This window comes from Erythrobacter sp. WG, assembly GCF_026586795.1.
In the GTDB taxonomy this organism is placed as follows: domain Bacteria; phylum Pseudomonadota; class Alphaproteobacteria; order Sphingomonadales; family Sphingomonadaceae; genus Erythrobacter.
This window is the reverse complement of sequence record NZ_JAPFGY010000028.1, coordinates 31,310-47,821: the sequence shown is the minus strand read 5'-3', so window position 1 is coordinate 47,821 and position 16,512 is coordinate 31,310. Positions and strand designations below refer to the sequence as shown.

The 16,512-nt window shown below is 66.8% G+C and carries 13 protein-coding genes, 1 tRNA gene and 1 pseudogene; 9 read left to right on the top strand and 6 right to left on the bottom strand.

Annotated elements, in window-relative coordinates; translation table 11 throughout:
- Positions 1-218: 218 nt before the first annotated feature.
- The gene (locus OPU67_RS13455) at positions 219-2,420 is read left to right on the top strand and encodes an RNA degradosome polyphosphate kinase (protein WP_267620442.1); all 2,202 of its coding nucleotides are present in this window, start codon (positions 219-221) and stop codon (positions 2,418-2,420) included.
- Positions 2,417-3,946 carry a Ppx/GppA family phosphatase gene (locus tag OPU67_RS13450; RefSeq protein ID WP_267620440.1) on the top strand — a complete coding sequence of 510 codons (1,530 nt, stop codon included), beginning with the start codon at positions 2,417-2,419 and terminating at the stop codon, positions 3,944-3,946. Before OPU67_RS13455 ends, OPU67_RS13450 begins: the two co-directional genes overlap by 4 nt.
- Positions 3,947-3,979: 33 nt before the next feature.
- On the opposite strand, the gene OPU67_RS13445 is transcribed toward OPU67_RS13450, so the two are convergent.
- Complete coding sequence (locus OPU67_RS13445) at positions 3,980-4,876, bottom strand: queuosine precursor transporter (RefSeq protein ID WP_267620438.1); 897 nt, start codon at positions 4,874-4,876, stop codon at positions 3,980-3,982.
- Between the two features lie 71 nt (positions 4,877-4,947).
- Here OPU67_RS13445 and OPU67_RS13440 point away from each other — a divergent pair.
- The 5 genes from OPU67_RS13440 (at position 4,948) to OPU67_RS13420 (ending at position 10,635) form a co-directional block, all read left to right on the top strand.
- Positions 4,948-5,024 (top strand) — tRNA-Arg (locus OPU67_RS13440).
- A 114-nt stretch (positions 5,025-5,138) separates the two neighbouring features.
- Positions 5,139-6,659 (top strand): aldehyde dehydrogenase, encoded by a 1,521-nt coding sequence (gene adh / locus OPU67_RS13435; RefSeq protein WP_267620436.1) that lies wholly within the window; start codon positions 5,139-5,141, stop codon positions 6,657-6,659.
- 117 nt (positions 6,660-6,776) lie between these two features.
- Positions 6,777-7,175: a DUF779 domain-containing protein gene (locus tag OPU67_RS13430; RefSeq protein ID WP_267620434.1), complete on the top strand. Its 399-nt coding sequence runs from the start codon at positions 6,777-6,779 to the stop codon at positions 7,173-7,175.
- 83 nt (positions 7,176-7,258) lie between these two features.
- Positions 7,259-8,413 (top strand): FIST N-terminal domain-containing protein, encoded by a 1,155-nt coding sequence (locus OPU67_RS13425; RefSeq protein ID WP_267620432.1) that lies wholly within the window; start codon positions 7,259-7,261, stop codon positions 8,411-8,413.
- Positions 8,413-10,635 carry an ATP-binding protein gene (locus OPU67_RS13420; protein ID WP_267620430.1) on the top strand — a complete coding sequence of 741 codons (2,223 nt, stop codon included), beginning with the start codon at positions 8,413-8,415 and terminating at the stop codon, positions 10,633-10,635. Before OPU67_RS13425 ends, OPU67_RS13420 begins: the two co-directional genes overlap by 1 nt.
- Positions 10,636-10,642: 7 nt before the next feature.
- On the opposite strand, the gene OPU67_RS13415 is transcribed toward OPU67_RS13420, so the two are convergent.
- From OPU67_RS13415 to OPU67_RS13395, 5 genes are all read right to left on the bottom strand, one after another.
- Positions 10,643-11,296, bottom strand: coding sequence for a response regulator (locus OPU67_RS13415; protein ID WP_267620428.1), 654 nt, complete (start codon positions 11,294-11,296; stop codon positions 10,643-10,645).
- A gap of 52 nt (positions 11,297-11,348) precedes the next feature.
- Positions 11,349-12,032 carry a pentapeptide repeat-containing protein gene (locus OPU67_RS13410; RefSeq protein ID WP_267620426.1) on the bottom strand — a complete coding sequence of 228 codons (684 nt, stop codon included), beginning with the start codon at positions 12,030-12,032 and terminating at the stop codon, positions 11,349-11,351.
- A 70-nt stretch (positions 12,033-12,102) separates the two neighbouring features.
- Positions 12,103-13,956 carry a PQQ-dependent methanol/ethanol family dehydrogenase gene (locus OPU67_RS13405; protein ID WP_267620424.1) on the bottom strand — a complete coding sequence of 618 codons (1,854 nt, stop codon included), beginning with the start codon at positions 13,954-13,956 and terminating at the stop codon, positions 12,103-12,105.
- 261 nt (positions 13,957-14,217) lie between these two features.
- The gene (gene pedF, locus OPU67_RS13400; RefSeq protein ID WP_420709015.1) at positions 14,218-14,655 is read right to left on the bottom strand and encodes a cytochrome c-550 PedF; all 438 of its coding nucleotides are present in this window, start codon (positions 14,653-14,655) and stop codon (positions 14,218-14,220) included.
- A 73-nt stretch (positions 14,656-14,728) separates the two neighbouring features.
- The gene (locus tag OPU67_RS13395; RefSeq protein ID WP_267620422.1) at positions 14,729-14,956 is read right to left on the bottom strand and encodes a hypothetical protein; all 228 of its coding nucleotides are present in this window, start codon (positions 14,954-14,956) and stop codon (positions 14,729-14,731) included.
- A gap of 25 nt (positions 14,957-14,981) precedes the next feature.
- Here OPU67_RS13395 and OPU67_RS16390 point away from each other — a divergent pair, with 25 nt between their 5' ends.
- Both OPU67_RS16390 and OPU67_RS13390 read left to right on the top strand, forming a co-directional pair.
- A complete protein-coding gene (locus OPU67_RS16390; protein WP_420709016.1) occupies positions 14,982-15,209 on the top strand; it encodes a hypothetical protein in 228 nt (75 codons plus the stop codon).
- Positions 15,137-16,510: pseudogene (locus tag OPU67_RS13390) on the top strand (TonB-dependent receptor domain-containing protein); the annotation flags it as partial. The gene OPU67_RS16390 and the pseudogene OPU67_RS13390, both read left to right, overlap by 73 nt.
- Between the last annotated feature and the right edge of the window lie 2 nt (positions 16,511-16,512).

Genomic DNA, 16,512 nt, shown 5'->3' with positions numbered 1-16,512 from the left:
ATCGTCCAACTCGGCCGAAACAACCAAGGACAACGATCCATCACCAACATCACTCAAACCAAAAATATCGCGTGAGAGGCCGCCGATCGCGGCCGAGACAGGGCCGATGACATTGGTGTGACAAGCCAGCTTACGTCATTTACACCGCTTGCCCGAGCGAACACATGGGCGCCGTTCAGCCGCGAGCCTTTGCGCGGCGGCAGGCGGAACAGGATAGTATGAGCACGTCACCGACCGGGAACCAGCCCCTCGCGGCCATTGCGGGCGCCACCGCGCTCGCCGAGCTCGGCCCCGACGAGAGCCCCTATTTCAACCGCGAGCTCAGTTGGCTCCAGTTCAACCAGCGCGTCCTCGCCGAGGCCTGCAACGCGGCCTATCCCCTTCTCGAGCGCGTCAGGTTCCTCTCGATCTCGGGAAGCAATCTCGACGAGTTCATGATGATCCGCGTCGCCGGGCTCGTCGGCCAGGTGCAGCGCGGGCTGGAGACGCCCTCGATCGACGGGCGCAGCCCGCAGCAGCAGCTCGCCGCGATCCGCGAGAAGCTCGCCGACCTCGCCCAGCGCCAGCAGGCGATCTGGCGATCCTTGCGCGAGGGGCTCGCGGCGGCCGATATCCACGTCGCCGACGAGGAGCGCGTGAGTCCCGCCGCGCACAAGTGGCTGAAGGCCTACTTCCTCAACGAGATCCTGCCGGTCATCACCCCGCAGGCTCTCGACCCGGCGCATCCCTTCCCCTTCGTCCAGAACGGCGGGATCGGCATCCTCTTTACCCTCACGCGGGACGCGACCCGCGAGCAGCTGATCGAGATGGTGCTCATCCCCGGCGCGCTGCCGCGCTTCGTGCGCGTGCCCGATGACGTGACCGGGGAGAGCGGCGCGCTCTACATCTCGATGGGGCGGCTCATCCAGCGCTATGCCGAGGTGCTGTTCCCCGGTTTCACGATCGAGGGCGACGGGATGTTCCGGGTGCTTCGCGACAGCGACATCGAGATCGAGGAGGAGGCCGAGGACCTGGTGCGCACCTTCCGCAGCGCGCTCCAGCGGCGGCGGCGTGGGCAGGTCATCCAGCTCGAGATCGAGGAGGACTTCGACCCTGACGGGGAAAGCCTGCTGCTCGACCAGCTCGGCGTCAACGAGGCGGCGGTCATCAAGACCGACGGGGTGATCGGCATCGACGGGCTTGCCGAGATCGTCCGCGAGGATCGGCCTGACCTCAAGTTCGACGCCTATTCCCCGCGCTTTCCCGAACGCATCCGCGAGCATGACGGCGACGCCTTTTCGGCGATCCGCGAGAAGGACATCATCGTCCACCACCCTTACGAGAGTTTCGAGGTGGTGGTCGATTTCATCCGTCAGGCCGCCGCCGATCCGGATGTCGTGGCGATCAAGCAGACGCTTTATCGCGCCGGCAGCCAGTCCGCGGTGGTCGGCGCGCTGATCGAGGCGGCCGAGGCCGGCAAGTCGGTCACGGCCGTGGTGGAACTGAAGGCCCGCTTCGACGAGGAGCAGAACCTGCAATGGGCGAGCAAGCTCGAACGCGCGGGCGTGCAGGTGATCTACGGCTTCACCGACTGGAAGACCCACGCCAAAGTCGCAATGGTGGTGCGGCGCGAGGGGAACTCCTTCCGCACCTATTGCCACTTCGGCACGGGCAACTATCACCCCGTCACCGCGCGCATCTACACCGACTTGAGCTTCTTCACCGCCGACCCCAAGCTGGGGCGCGATGCGGCCAAGATGTTCAACTTCGTCACCGGCTATGTCGAGCCCCATGCACTGGAGCGCATCCATATAGCGCCCATCGACCTGCGCGAGGAAATCTACGCCCGGATCGATGCCGAGATCGCCCATGCGCAGGGCGGCAAGCCGGCCGCGATCTGGATGAAGTGCAACCAGCTCACCGACGAAGGCGTGATCGACCGGCTCTATGCGGCAAGCCAGGCCGGGGTGCAGATCGAACTGGTGGTGCGCGGCATCTGCTGCCTCAGGCCGGGTATCGCGGGGCTTTCCGAGAACATCCGCGTCAAATCGGTGATCGGCCGCTTCCTTGAGCACAGCCGCATCTATGCCTTCGCCAACGGTCATGCCATGCCCGGACCGCATAGCGCGGTGTTCATCGCGTCCGCCGACATGATGAGCCGCAACCTCGACCGCCGGGTCGAGGCGCTTATCCCGATCCTCAACCGCACGGTGCACGACCAGGTGCTCCAGCAGGTGCTGCTCGCCAATATGCTGGACACCGAGCAGAGCTGGTGGCTGCACCCCGACGGCAGCTATTCGCGCATCGAGGCCGAGGAGGGCGCCAGGCCCTTCAACTGCCACCGCTACTTCATGACCAACCCCTCGCTGTCCGGGCGCGGCGGGGCGCTCGAGGCAGGTGCGGTGCCCAAGCTCAGCTTGCGTCGAGGGGCGGTCGCATGATCTGGCGAAGGCGGCGCGAGGGCCGCGATCCGGCGCTCGGCGGCGGCGCGGGAGAGCGCGCGATCATCGACATCGGGTCGAACACCGTGCGCCTCGTCGTCTATTGCGGCGCGCCGCGTGCGCCGGGGGTGCTGCTGAACGAGAAGGTCACCGCCAAGCTGGGCCGCGAGATCGCGACCACCGGTCGCCTGGCCGACGAGGCGATGGCGATGGCGCTGCGCGGCCTCAAGCGGTTTGCCCTGCTGCTCGAGGATCTCGGGATCAGGGACGTCGAGACCGTCGCGACGGCGGCGGTGCGCGATGCCGCGAACGGGGCGGAATTCGCCGCCGAACTGCGTGCCGTCGGTCTCAAGCCGCGGGTGATTTCCGGCGAGGAGGAAGCGCTGCTCAGCGCCCATGGCGTGATCGGCGCCTTTCCCGACGCGCGCGGTATCGTCGCCGATCTCGGCGGGGGGAGCCTCGAACTGGTGCGCGTCGCCAAAGGCGCCACCGAGGGGGCGAGCACCTTGCCGCTCGGCACGCTGCGTCTGCCCGAGCACCGCAAGCGTGACCGGGCGGAGATGAAGAAGTCGCTCGACAAGGCGATCCGCAAGGCGGGGTGGGACCTCGCGGGCCGCGCCCCGCAAACCAACGGCACGCTTTACCTCGTGGGCGGCACATGGCGGGCGATGGCGGTCTATGCCATGACCGCGCGCGGCTATCCGCTCAGCGATCCGCACGGCTTCTGCCTCGATGCCGCCGCCGCGCAGGTCCTCGCCGCCAACCTCGCCGCCAGCACCAGCGATGCGCTCAAGGGGCGCGAGCGCATCTCGACCATGCGCGCGGAAAAGCTGCCGGACGCCGCGGTGCTGCTTCAGGCGCTGCTCGCCCGGCTCGCCCCGCAGGAGGTGGTATTCTCGTCATGGGGCCTGCGCGAGGGGCTGCTCTACGACCGCCTGCCGGAGCACACGCGGATGCAGGACCCGCTGCTTGCCGGGGTAGCAGGCTTCGCCGCCGAGCGCGGGGCGCAGGCTACGCTCGCGACCCGGATGGCCGCCTGGACGCTCGATGCCGCACCCGCGCGCGAGCATGGCTCGGAACGATTGCGCATGGCCGCAACCATGCTGGCGCTCGCCTCGATGCAGATCGAGCCGAACATCCGCCTGCCGCAGGCGATCAACTGGGCGCTGCACAAGCGCTGGATCGGGATCGACGGGAAGGGACGGGCGATGCTGGCCGCCGCGATCGCCGCCAACGGCAACCAGCTGACGCTTCCTCCCGAACTGCGGGCGCTCGCCAGCGACGAGGCGCTGGAGGAAGCGGTGCGCTGGGGCCTCGCGCTGCGCCTCGCGCGCCGCCTTGGCGGCCAGTCGCGCCGCTCGCTCGAGGCGAGCCGGCTGACGGTGAAGGAGGGCACGCTGGTGCTCGAACTTGCGCAAAGTCACGAGGCGCTGTTCGGCCAGCCGACCGAGAAGGACCTGAAGCTGCTCGCCGGACGCATGGCCGTGCCCTGGCGTGTCGACGTGGTGGCGGAGATCGCGCTGTAGGTCTGCGCCAACCGCAGTGCTTGGCAGATAGGTCTAGGCCCGGACCGCTTCGCTGCTCGCGAAGGGCGAGAAGTCGGTATCGATGTCGAACAGGTCGACGCCCTCGGCGGCCTTCAGCTTGTTCACCACCACGTAGGTCACCGGGGTCAGCACCGCCTCCCACGTGACCTTGAGCGTCCAGTTGGTGACCATCACCGTCAGCACCGCGTCAGTCGTCCAGATGCCGTAGAAGGCGACCGGGTAGAAGATCAGGCTGTCGACGCCCTGACCGACCACGGTCGAGCCGATGGTGCGGGTCCACAGGGCGCGGCCCTTGGTCCAGACCTTCATCTTGGCCATGACGAAGGAATTGACGAATTCTCCCGCCCAGAAGGCGGTGATCGAGGCAACGACGATGCGCCAGGTGCTGCCGAACACGCTCTCGTAGGTGCTCTGGCAGATCGCGCCGCCGGAAATGGCGGCGTCGGCGGCGGAGGTGACCGGGCGGGGCCCGCCGAAGCCGCTCGCCGCGCACTCCCAGCCGGGAAAGGGGGGCAGGGCGGTGACGACGAAAGACATGAAGGCGAGGAACACCATCGCCGCCGTCCCCACCCAGATCACCCGCCGCGCGCGGGCAAAGCCGTAGATTTCGGTCAGCACGTCGCCGATCACGTAGCCCAGCGGGAAGAATAGGATGCCGGCGCCGTAGATGAAGGTGCCATCGGGCGCAGGCCACAGGCCCTCGGGCCAGAACGGCACATCCACATAGGTGAGCTTGGCCGCACCGATGATGTTCGAGAGCAGCAGGATCGCGACGAAGGCGGCCATCACCAGATCGTAGAAGCGGAAGACGACCGGAGGGCGCGAGGTGGCGACGATCCCGTCGCCCGGATCGCGATCGAAAGCGGCGGCGGGATCGGCGGGCTCTTGCGGCGACGCGGCGTTTTCCATCGCCGGAACGGTTAGCGCGTTTCCCTTGCCGCGCAAAGCGCGCTATTGGCGGCCCGTGCCGTTCGGCGCGCGCGCCCGTAGCTCATCTGGATAGAGCGCGAGACTTCTAATCTTGAGGCAGCAGGTTCGAGTCCTGCCGGGCGCGCCACGGCCTTTTCCGAACCTCGGCCCGGCGCTTCATCGGCCTAAGGTACAATAGGCAGACGGGGACGATCCGCGCACACTTCATCCACGTCGACCGATGGGCGAGAGGAGAAGTGTCATGCTCGAACAGGCTCTGAGCAATTTCCAAGGCAAGTCCCTGATCAAGGGCAAGTACGAGAACTTCATCGGCGGCAAGTGGGTGGCCCCGGTCAAGGGCCAGTATTTCGACAACATCTCGCCGGTGAACGGCAAGCGCGTGTGCCAGGTGGCGCGCGGCAGCGCCGAGGATATCGAGCTCGCCCTCGATGCCGCGCACAAGGCGCGCGCCGCCTGGGGCCGCACCTCGACCACCGAGCGCTCCAATATTCTGGGTCGCATCGCCCAGCGGATCGAAGACAACCTCGATCTGCTCGCGCTCGTCGAGACCATCGATAACGGCAAGCCGATCCGCGAGACCACCGCCGCGGACCTGCCGCTCGCCGTCGATCACTTCCGCTATTTCGCTGGCGTGCTGCGCGCGCAGGAAGGTGGCATCTCCGAGATCGACCACGACACCATCGCCTACCACTTCCACGAACCGCTCGGCGTGGTCGGGCAGATCATCCCCTGGAACTTCCCGCTGCTGATGGCGGTGTGGAAGCTCGCCCCGGCGCTCGCCGCCGGCAACTGCGTGGTGCTGAAGCCCGCCGAGCAGACCCCGATGAGCATCATGGTGCTGATGGAGGTCATCGCCGACCTGCTGCCCGAGGGCGTGGTCAACGTCGTCAACGGCTTCGGCATCGAGGCCGGCAAGCCGCTCGCCACCAGCCCGCGCATCGCCAAGATCGCCTTCACCGGCGAGACCACCACGGGCCGGCTGATCATGCAGTATGCCTCGGAGAACCTCATCCCCTGCACGCTCGAACTGGGCGGCAAGAGCCCCAACATCTTCTTCGCCGACGTGATGCGCGAGGATGACGACTTCCTCGACAAGGCGCTGGAAGGCTTCGCCATGTTCGCGCTCAACCAGGGCGAGGTCTGCACCTGCCCGAGCCGCGCGCTGATCCACGAATCGATCTACGACCGCTTCATGGAGAAGGCGCTGGCCCGCGTGAACGCGATCAAGATGGGTAGCCCGCTTGATGCCGCGACCATGATCGGCGCGCAGGCCTCCAACGACCAGCTCGAGAAGATCCTCAGCTATATCGAGATCGGCAAGGGCGAGGGCGCGAAGGTGCTGACCGGCGGCCACCGCCACATCCAGGAGGGCGAGCTTGCCGAGGGCTATTACGTCCAGCCGACCGTGCTCGAAGGCCATAACCGGATGCGGATCTTCCAGGAGGAGATCTTTGGTCCGGTGCTGTCGGTGACCACCTTCAAGGACGATGCGGAAGCCCTCAGCATCGCCAACGACACGCTCTACGGTCTCGGCGCCGGGGTGTGGAGCCGCGACGTCAACACCTGCTACCGCTTCGGCCGCGCGATCGAGGCGGGCAGGGTGTGGACCAACTGCTACCACGCCTACCCGGCCCACGCGGCCTTCGGCGGCTACAAGCAGTCGGGCGTGGGTCGCGAAAACCACAAGATGATGCTGGAGCATTACCAGCAGACCAAGAACCTGCTCGTCAGCTACAGCCCCAAGGCGCTGGGCTTCTTCTGAGCTTAACGACCGGAACCGCCTCCCGCTCAACCTCTCCCAAGGGGTCGGTTCCGGTGTCCCACGGGGCGGATGGCGAAGGCGCCGTCCGCCCCGCTTTGTCGAACGAGGGAGAGACTTATGCCCGACCAGACCCCGCCGCCGCGCGTCCTTGCGTCCCCGGAGGCTGAAGCCTGGATCTTGCGGCTCGCTGCCCTCCACGGCCCGCTGATGTTCCACCAGTCCGGCGGATGCTGCGACGGCTCGGCCCCGATGTGCTTCGCGCGCGGCGAGTTCAAGGTCGGCGGACAGGACGTGCTGCTCGGCCATGTCGCGGGCGACACCCCGGTGTGGATCGGCGCACGCCAGTTCGCATATTGGGAGCACACCGAGATCACCATCGACGTCGTGCCCGGGCGCGGATCGGGAATGAGCCTCGAGGCTCCCGAAGGGGTGCGGTTCGTCACCCGCAGCAGGGTCTTCACCGATGCCGAGGCAGAGCGGCTCGCCGCCGCCGGCGCGCCCGTGAGCGGAGCCTGAAAATGCTTGCCGCTCGGGCGAAAAAGCAACATTATGCCCCCGGGGCGAAGGCACTGCCTTCGGGAGAAAAACGGGAGAGGCCATTGCACGCACCGCGCCCATCGGCGGCCGGCGGTCTTGTCGTTGCAAGCTCGCACGCCGCCTGCCCGACCGATGCCGTTGCCGAGATCGCGCGGTCAATTGACGGGCGCGTCCTTGCTGGCGGCATTCTGTTCTGCTCCAGCAGCTACCCGCGCGAAGCGCTCGCGGCGGCGATAGCGCAGCACCTCTCCGGTTTCCCGCTGGCAGGATGCACCAGCGCGGGCGAGATCACCGGGCGCGGCTACGATGCCGACAGTCTTTTGTTCATGGGCTTTCCCGCGGACAGCTTCACCTTCCGCGTCCTGCACCTGTCGTCCATCGACGGGCTCGACCGGGACGATGCGCGCCGCCAGATCCGTCACCTTGCGGCCAATGTGCGGCACGAAGCCCGCTGTCTCGGAGAGAATGGCAGCCAGGTCGCCCTGTTCTTCGTCGATGGGCTGTCGCACCGCGAGGAGCTCCTCACCATGACGGTGCAGGATGCGCTCGGCGACATCCCGCTGATCGGCGGATCGAGCGGCGACGGACTGCTGTTCAGCGAAACCGGCGTGCTGTGCAACGGCGCCTTCCGCAGCGATACCGCGGCGATCGTGATGCTCGCCAGTTCGCGGCCGATGCAGGTCTATTCCGAATGCTTCTACGAGCCCGGCCCGCAGCGCATGGTGGTGACCGCCGCCGATCCCGAACGCCGGATCGTCCACGAGATCAACGCTGCGCCGGCTGCCGACGAATATCGCAGGCTCGCCGGCGCGCCCGGCGCGGTGCTCGACACCGCCTTTTTTGCCGCCCACCCGCCGATGGTGCGCGCCGGGGGCAACTATCACGTCCGCGCGATCCAGACCGCCAATCCCGACGGCAGCCTCACCTTCTACGGTGCGGTCGACCGGGGCATCGTGCTCACGGTGGGTGAGCCGGTCGACCGTGTGGCCCGCCTCAAGCAATTCTTCGCCAAGCTCCATGCCGAGGTCGGCGAGATCGACCATGTGCTCGGCTTCGATTGCGTGCTCAACCGGATCGATGCCGAACAGCGGCAGCTCGCTGGCGAGGTTTGCGCGATCTACGGTGCCAACCGCCTCGCGGGCTTCAACACCTATGGCGAACAGTTCCGCGCCGCGCATCTCAACCAGACGCTCAGCTGCCTGGCGATCGGCCGCTGATGGCCACCGCCGTCGATCCCGTACAGGGGCGAGCCGAAGCGGAGGAGATCGCCGCGCTCAGGGACAAGGTGCGCAGGCTCGAGGCGATCAACGCCGCGCTGATGGACCGTGTCGAGCGCTCGAGCGATCTGGCGGGCGGGGCCTTCTCGATGTTCGAGAACGCCATCGCGCTGGAAGCCATGGTGCGCGACCGCACCGGCGAGCTCGAGGAGGCGATGGTCAAGCTCGCCTCGATCAACGCCCAGATCGAAGCCGCGCACATGGATGCCGACGCGGCCCGCGCGCGGCTGCGCGATGCAATTGATTCGCTCAGCGACGGGTTCGCGCTGTTCGATGCCGAGGACCGGCTGGTGATGTGCAACGCCGCCTTCCTCGATTTCTGGCCCGAGTTCCGCGAGATCGTCGCCGAGCGGCCGCGCTTCGACGAGCTGGTCGACCTATTGGCCGGTCACGGCAGCACCATCGGCTCGCTCGTCGCCCCTGAACGCTGGAAACAGGAGCGCCTCGCGCGGCACCGCGATGCCGGCGTCCACGTCCAGCTGCTCGCCGACGGGCGCTGGCTCCAGATCAGCGAGCTGCGCACCAGCGAGGGGGGCACGGTCGGCATCTATACCGACATCACCAGCGTCAAGGCGGAGGATGCCCGCCAGCGTGCGCGGGAACTCGCCGAACGCAACCTCGCGCTGCAATCGACGCTCGATACCCTCTCGGAAGGCGCGTGCCTGTTCGGCCCCAACCAGCAGCTGCAAGCCTGGAACGACGAATTCGCGACCATGCTGCGAGTCAACCGCGAAACGCTGGCGAACATCGGCACCCACGCCGATTTCGTGCGCCACTGCATCGAGCGCTGCGCTCTCGACCGTCCGCAGGCGGTGGAGTGGCGCGAGGGCCGGGGCCCCCGGATCAGCACCGAGTGCATGATGGGCAGCCGCAACTTCGTGATCCGCTCGGTCACGCTGGCGACCGGCGGGATGGCCTTCGCCTTCGACGACGTGACCGACCGCATCCGTTTTCAGCGCTCGATGCGCGAGGTCGCCGAGACGCTCGAACGCGCGGTCAAGGAGCGCACCGCCGAGCTTATCGAGGTCAACCGTCAACTGGCCGAGGCCAAGGACGAGGCCGAGCTTGCCAACCTCTCCAAGACCCGCTTCCTCGCCGCTGCCAGCCACGACCTGCTCCAACCCCTCAACGCCGCGAGGCTGTTCGTCTCGGCGCTCGATCAGGAGCGGTTGGCCGACAGCACCCGGCGCCTGGTGGGGCAGGCGGGGATCGCGCTCGATTCGGTCGAGGACCTGCTCGAAAGCCTGTTCGAGATCTCGCGGCTCGATGCCGGCGCGGTCCAGCCGGAGATCCGCGCCATCGACCTCGACCGGATGCTTTCGGCGCTGCGGGTCGAGTTCGCCCCGGTGGCGGCAACGCGCGGGCTGGCTTTCGATGTCGCCGAGACCGGGCAATTCGTCGCCAGCGACGTGGGGATGCTGCGACGGGTGCTCCAGAACCTCGTTTCCAACGCCATCCGCTATACCGCCGCCGGGCGCGTTGCCTTGACGTCGCGGCGACAAGGGCAGCAGGTGACGATCATGGTTGCCGACACCGGTCCCGGCATCCCGCACGAATTGCAGGGCAGCGTGTTCGAGGAGTTCCGACGGCTGGAGGCGACCCGCAAGATCCCGGGGCACGGCCTCGGCCTTGCGATCGTGCGGCGGTCGTGTCTCAAGCTCGGGCACGGGATCGCGCTGCATTCGGTCGTGGGGGAGGGGTCGACCTTTTCGATCACGCTCGATGCGGCTCAGCCCGTGGCGGCGCTGCGGCCCGATCCAGCTGGCCATGCCACGGAACGGCAGGCGGCCGCCGCAGGGGCGATTCTTGTGATCGACAACGACGAATCCATCCTCGCCGGGATGCGCGCGCTGCTGGAGAACTGGGGCTACCGCACGATCACCGCGGTTGGCCCCGATCATCCCGAGGCAGAGGCTGCCGCGCGCGAGGGCCTCGCACTGATGCTGGCGGATTATCACCTCGAGGATGGCCTCACCGGCGATGCGGCCGTCGCCCGCATCCGCGCGCTGCACCGGGGCAGCCTGCCCGCAGCCATCGTCACCGCCGACCGCAGCGAGGAAGTCCGCGCGCGCCTCGCCGCGCTAGACCTTGCGGTGCTGACCAAGCCGGTCAAGCCCGCGCAGCTGCGCGCGCTGCTGCGGCAGATGGCGGCCGTGTCCTGACCGGACGCTAACCCTGAAAACCGACCTGGTTGGCTAGGATCACCGCCTGGGTGCGGCTGAACACATTCAATTTGCACAGGATCGCCGAGACGTGGGCCTTGACGGTGGTCATCGATATATCGAGCTCGTGGGCGATCTGCTTGTTGAGCCGCCCGGCGACGAGTTGGCCGAGCACCACGCGCTGCTGGGGGGTGAGGCTGTCGATCAGCTTGCGGATCTTGTCCGAGGCTTCGGCGTCCGGATCGACCTGCAGCTCCTCGGGCACGTAGATCTCGCCCGCCATGACCTGCTGGATCGCATCGAGAATGGTCGCCCTGTCGAGCGTCTTGGGCAGGAACCCGGCCGCGCCAGCCGCCAGCGCGTCGCGCACCGTCACCCGGTCATAGGAGCCCGACACCATCACCACCGGCAGGCTCGGAAAATCGACCCTGAGCTGTTCGAGCGCGGAGAAGCGCTGCGCATCGGGCATATTGAGATCGAGCAGGACAAGGTCGGGATCGGGCATCGCTTCGAGCCGTTCGAGCGCCTCGGTGAAGCTGGCGGCCTCGGCGATGTCGCAATCGGGAAAGCTTGAGAGCAGGATGGCGCGAAGACCATCGCGGATCAGGCCATGATCATCGACGATCAGCACGCGTTCGAGCGATTGAACCTCGGTCATCATCTCCCCCCTTGTGATGCGGGATTGCAGGCGCGGCAAGGCGATGTTGAGGCTGTCACGGCGAAGCGCCGCCCTGACGCGCACGCTCGCGCGCTTCGGTTTCCCACACGGGTTCGCCCGTCTGCCAGTGAATCGGGCAGCCCTTGCAGTCCTTCATCCAGGCGTCCTGAAACACCGCAAAGCGCAGCCGCACGCCCTGCATTTCGGCACCTTCGAGATTGGTTTCATAAAGCTTTGCTTCGAGCAGATCAGCATTGACGATCCGTGCCTTGAGGAAGCTGGCCCCTTTCAGCAAGGCCTTCTCGAAGGTCGCCGCGTCGATGTCGGTGCCGTCGAATTTCGCCTTCCCGGCGCGGACAAAGGACAGGTCGGTACCGTGCAGCCGCGCCCCGGTCAGATCGGCGCCGTTCATGAACACGGTGAACAGGTTCGCGCCATCAAGGATCGCGCCTTGCAGGTTTGCGCCATTGAGATTGGCATGGCGCAAATCGGCGCGGGCAAGGTTGGCGCCTGCCAGATTGGCACCGGCCAGATTCGCATTCCTCAGATCAACGAAGCTGAGATCAACGCCTGGGCATTTCGCGTCAGGGGCGATGGTGCAGCCATTTTCGACCCATGGTGAAGGGCGTTCTTCAGTGTTGACGATTACCTGTTGTGCAGCCGCGGTGGACGTCAGCAGCAGGGCAGCGATCGCAAGGGCTGCCGCCCGGCCATGCGAGGCATTGGATTTTTTCGGCATGGTCTCTCTCCTTCCCAAAGCCGGACCGCTGCCCGGGCACGCCGGCCCGGGCAGCGGCAGGACAGGGCGATCAGGTATTTGGCAGTTCAAACACCCAGAAGCTGCCGCCCTGGCTGACCGTCTTGGTCAGATCGGCCATGTCGCCGCCCCACAGCGGCACCGCGCCGCCATACCCCGAAGTGATGCCGATATATTGGCGACCGTCCATTTCCCAGGTGATCGGCACCCCGACCACCCCCGATCCGGTCTGGAACTTGTAGAGCTCCTTGCCGGTGGTGGCATCGAACAGCTTCACATAGCCATCAGAGGTGCCCTGGACGACGATGTTGCCCGCGGTCGTCAGGTTCCCGCCCCACAGCGGCAGCGGCTCCTTGGCTTCCCAGCGGATCTTGCCAGTGGCCGGATCCATCGCCCGCAGCACGCCCACATGGGTATCGAACTGACGTTTGATGCGGAAACCCTGCCCCAGATAGGCCGAACCCTTCTGGTAGGTGATGTTTTCCGTCCAGTAGCTTTCCGACCAGTCGTTCGAGGGGATGTAGAACAGCTTGGTCTGAGGGTTGTAGCTCATCGGCATCCAGTTGGTGCCGCCCAGGAAGTTGGGAGTCACGTCGATGGCCTTGCCCTGCTTTTCACCCGGAGCCGGCGGCGGCGGGCGCTGGCCTTCGACTTCCTTCGGCCGCCCCTTGGCAACATCCCAGCCGGTCGCCCAGGTGATCCCGGGCACGAAGGGATCGATACTGATCGCGCCGCCCACCTGCTTGCTGATCTTGCCATCGCGCTTGGTCAGCTTGTCGAGATCGGTGACGAAGAAGAACCCGTTGCGATCGGCATGGGCACCGGCGCGGATGGTCTTGCCGTCCTTTTCCAGATCGAACAGCACGATCGGGTTGTTGCCCGAAAAATCCCATGCATCATTGGGCGTGTGCTGGAAGAAGCCCACCGGCTCGCCCGTCGAAGGCTCGATATAGATCTGGCCGGAGGTATAGAGGCTGTCGCCCGGCGAACGCTTCCAGGTGTTCCACGGCGCGGGGTTGCCGGTGCCGATCACGATGGTGTTGGTCTTGGCATCATACGTCGCCGATTGCCAAGGCGCGCCGCCGCCGTGATTCCATGCCTCGACCTTCTTGCCGTCGGGCTCGTTGGGCCAGCTCGGGGCCTTGGGATCGCCGGTGAAGGTATGCGGCTTGCCGTTAAGGCGGCCCTGATGGCCTTCGACCATCGGGCGCATCCAGATTTCTTCGCCGGTATCGGGATCGCGGGCGTAGAGTTCGCCGACCACGCCGAATTCGTCGCCCGACGAGCCGTGGATCAGCATCACCTTGCCGGTCTTGGCGTCCTTCACGATCGTCGGCGCGCCGGTCATGGTGTAGCCGGCGGTGTGATCCTGGAACTTCTTGCGCCACACGACCTTGCCGGTCTTGCGGTCGAGCGCGGTCATCCCGGCATCGAGCGTGCCGAAGAAAATCTTGTCGCCATAAATCGCAGCACCCCGGTTGACCACGTCGCAGCACGGGCGAATATCATCGGGCAGGCGCGCGCTGTAGGACCACAGCTTCTTGCCGGTGCGCGCATCGATCGCGAAGACGCGGCTGTAGGAGGCGGTGACATAGATCACCCCGTCATAGATCAGCGCCTGCGATTCCTGGCCGCGCTGGCGTTCGTCGCCGAAGGAGAACACCCACTTGGGCACCACCTTGTGCGCATTGCCGGAATTGATCTGGTCAAGCGTGCTGAACCGCTGGGCCCTCACGCCCAGGCCATACATCAGCACGTTGTCGTTTGTGTTCTCGTCGGCGAGAATGTCTTCCCAGGTGACGCCCGGAAGCTTGAAATCATGCTCTGCAGCCGTTTGCGCCTGGGCCGGAATGCCGGTCGCCAACGCTGCGCCTGACAGCATGAGAATTGCGATTGCACCTTTCATACGATCCTCCTCTGCCGCGGACCCCCACTTGTCGCCGGACACGTCTCCGGCACCGTTATTGCTCCACTGGCGAAGCGATGGTGCCGATGGCGGGGCGAGGCCGAAATTGGACTATGGTGCAACGCGCAGAAGCGGCTCCGCGTCTGGAGACAAGTCGCTGATCATGCACGACTGATCCCGGCGCAAGGTCGTGCACCGGGATCATCGGACTTCTGGCAGATGCGTGCCGAAAACCAGCGACGCAAGATCGCCGGTGCGGGCCTATTCCTCGGTGTATTTGGTCTCGAGAAAGGCGCGAATGGCCCAGCCCGCCTTCTGGCCGAGGACATCGCCGAGCGGCGGCATCAGCACCCGGCCATCATGGCTGGAACCCTTGCGATAACGCTCGACGAACCAGGCATCACCGGACTCGCCCGGTTCAAGATAGCGCAGATCGGGCGCGATCCCGCCCGAGATCGCATCGAGCCCATGGCAGCGCGCACAGTTCTGATTATAGGCCGACGTGCCGATCTCGATCGCGCGGGCATTGCCGCTGTAGGGATTCTTCTGCAGCCATTCCTCGCCGATGTCGGGCAGGTCGGAAGTATCGACCGCCTGCGGCACCATATCGCCATGCGCCATGATCTGCGGCCCGCAGGTCAGGGCCAGCATCGCAATGGCCCCGCCCAGCAGGATGCGTCCGGTGGTGGTGGTGTTCATGTCCTCAACCCCTTGGCTTGACGGGTGCCGCCATGATGTGGGCAGCGACGCTTTGGTTGCGACGAGTGTAGGCTCATCGGGCCGAAACCCCATTGCACTTTGGTACAAGCGTCAGGCCGATCAGGAATTTTCGACCGGGCGGGCGCACCCGGCCATGGCGCAGGCCGAGGAAGTCGCCGCGCAAGCCAGCGACGATCCGCGCGCGGCGATCATCGTCACCGCGCCCGGCGGCGATAACGGCCTTGATGATGCGCTGATCCTCGAACGGCGCGACCCTCAGCCTTGCTGCGGGCGATGCCATCGGCGGCTTCAGCTGGTTCGGCGCGGTGCAGTACCGCGAGGAGGACGGGTGGCGCGACTTCAGTCCCTCCAATCTCCTCAATGGCTTCGTCGACCTGGGCTTCGACGGCGCCCGCGGCGGGGTGCACGTCAAGTTCGTCGGCGCGGACACCGATCTCACCGGCAACGGTGTCGCCCCGTCGAACTGCTCGCCAAGCGGCGCCGCTCGTTATTCACCTGGCCGGACAACCAGCGCAACAGGTATGGCCGGGTGAGCCTCCACCCGTGGCTGGCGATCGGCGATGCCGTGCGTTTCGAGGCGATGCTCTACCGCCAGCGCCGCAAGGCCGCGCTGGTCAACGGCGGCGCTGCCGACATCGAGGAATGCGAGGACGATCCTGCGCTCGCCGGCCTGCTGTGCCTCGAGACGGTCGGCCCCGAGGACGAGGAGATCCGCACGCCCCTTACCGACGGGCGCGGCAACCGTATCGCCGACCGGCTGGGCGGCGGCGCCTGCGGGGTGTTCAATCGCGGCACCATCGCGTCGCGCTCCGAGGGATTCCTGGTGCAGGTCATCACCGAGCAGGGCCTTGGCACCCGGAGCAACCGGCTGGTGCTGGGGGTCAGCTACGATTCGAGCGAGAACGACTTTGCCGCCTCGACCGAACGCGGCGCGCTCAGCGGCGACCACAGCTTCAGCCGGCTCAATCCGGGCGTCGAGCTCGACTGGGCGGTGACGCCGGACTTCACCCTGCGCGCGGGGTATGCGGAATCCAACCGCGTCCCGACCGAGGCGGCGCTGTCCTGCGCGGACGAGAATGCGCCGTGCAGCCTCACCAACTTCTTCATCGCCGACCCGCCGCTCGAACAGGTCGTCGCGCGGACCTTCGAGCTCGGCGCCTCGGGCAGGCATCGGGGCGCGGGCTGGGACATCGACTGGCCGCTCTCGGCCTACCGGGCGAGCAACAGCAACGACATCCAGTTCGTCGCGGCGAGCACCCGCGGGCGCGGCTTCTTCGAGAACATCGGCAAGACCCGGCGGCAGGGGATCGAGGCGAGCCTGCGCGCCCGGCGCGGCGGATGGCAGGTGGGGGCGAGCTATGCCTTCATCGATGCGACCTTCCGCACGCCGCTGGTGCTCGGCAGCCCGCCTAACCCCGAGGCGGGTGCGGCCGGGAGGATCGCCGTCGCCCGCGGCGACCGGCTGTCGGGCCTGCCGCGTCACAGCGCGACGCTCACCGCCGACTACGAGGGCCGGATCGGCGGGCGCGCCTTTGCGCTGGGCGGGGACTTGATCGCGCGCTCAGGCCAGTTTCTCGTCGGGGACGGGTTCAACCGCGTCCCGAAGGTGCCGGGCTACGCGGTGTTCAACCTGCGCGGACGGATCGAGCTGTTGCGCGGCGTCTCGCTGTTCGGCGAGCTGCGCAACGTCTTCGACCGCAAGTTCGCCACCTTCGGCACCTTCACCGAGGTCGAGGAGATCGACCTTGCCGAAGCCCCCAGCGCTTCGGACCCGCGCGCGCTCGCGCCCGGCGCGCCGCGGCGCGTGACGGTGGGGATCAGCGCGCGGTTCTAGGC

Excerpts from the sequence above, each read along its gene's own strand:
- adh (WP_267620436.1), top strand. The coding sequence starts at position 5,139 with ATGCTCGAACAGGCTCTGAGCAATTTCCAAGGCAAGTCCCTGATCAAG.
- OPU67_RS13405 (WP_267620424.1), bottom strand. The coding sequence starts at position 13,956 with ATGAAAGGTGCAATCGCAATTCTCATGCTGTCAGGCGCAGCGTTGGCG.
- OPU67_RS13420 (WP_267620430.1), top strand. The coding sequence starts at position 8,413 with ATGGCCACCGCCGTCGATCCCGTACAGGGGCGAGCCGAAGCGGAGGAG.
- OPU67_RS13415 (WP_267620428.1), bottom strand. The coding sequence starts at position 11,296 with ATGATGACCGAGGTTCAATCGCTCGAACGCGTGCTGATCGTCGATGAT.
- OPU67_RS13455 (WP_267620442.1), top strand. The coding sequence starts at position 219 with ATGAGCACGTCACCGACCGGGAACCAGCCCCTCGCGGCCATTGCGGGC.
- OPU67_RS13450 (WP_267620440.1), top strand. The coding sequence starts at position 2,417 with ATGATCTGGCGAAGGCGGCGCGAGGGCCGCGATCCGGCGCTCGGCGGC.
- OPU67_RS13395 (WP_267620422.1), bottom strand. The coding sequence starts at position 14,956 with ATGGCATCGCCCGCAGCAAGGCTGAGGGTCGCGCCGTTCGAGGATCAG.
- OPU67_RS13430 (WP_267620434.1), top strand. The coding sequence starts at position 6,777 with ATGCCCGACCAGACCCCGCCGCCGCGCGTCCTTGCGTCCCCGGAGGCT.
- OPU67_RS13445 (WP_267620438.1), bottom strand. The coding sequence starts at position 4,876 with ATGGAAAACGCCGCGTCGCCGCAAGAGCCCGCCGATCCCGCCGCCGCT.
- pedF (WP_420709015.1), bottom strand. The coding sequence starts at position 14,655 with ATGAACACCACCACCACCGGACGCATCCTGCTGGGCGGGGCCATTGCG.
- OPU67_RS13410 (WP_267620426.1), bottom strand. The coding sequence starts at position 12,032 with ATGCCGAAAAAATCCAATGCCTCGCATGGCCGGGCGGCAGCCCTTGCG.